Origin of the sequence: Heliobacterium chlorum (assembly GCF_014502795.1) — a bacterium.
In the GTDB taxonomy this organism is placed as follows: domain Bacteria; phylum Bacillota; class Desulfitobacteriia; order Heliobacteriales; family Heliobacteriaceae; genus Heliobacterium; species Heliobacterium chlorum.
The window spans coordinates 1-388 of record NZ_JACVHF010000185.1 but is presented as its reverse complement, the minus strand read 5'-3'; the positions used below and the strand labels follow the sequence as shown (position 1 = coordinate 388).

General features: G+C 29.4%; 1 pseudogene. It reads right to left on the bottom strand.

The window, feature by feature from the left end:
- Nucleotides 1–137 precede the first annotated feature (137 nt).
- Nucleotides 138–388 (bottom strand): annotated as a pseudogene (locus H1S01_RS20920) (transposase); the annotation flags it as partial.

Sequence of the window (388 nt, the reverse complement as noted above, 5' to 3'; positions counted from 1 at the left end):
CTGTAGATGGTTTTTGCTTTTCGTTCTGAAAGCTTTTGATTAATTTGGACATTGAAATATTCCCAACTATAATTCTTCATTTTTTTTTATTTGTTTTTGAATCGATTAATCGTTTTATAAGAAGGCTTTTGATTTTATGATAGCCACATCATTCGGATATTATCATTAAGTAATTTTTCTATCTTACGTCCTGAAAACACAGATTGTGTGTAGGCATATAAAACTACTTTTAACATCATTTTTGGATGATATGATGTTGCACCTCGATGATGTCTGAATTCATCGAATTCAGTCTCGGGAATTGTTTCTATAATATCATTTACATGTCGTGAAATATTATTTGTGGGGATATGAATTGAAGGTAGAGTATGTTGAATCATGTTATAAT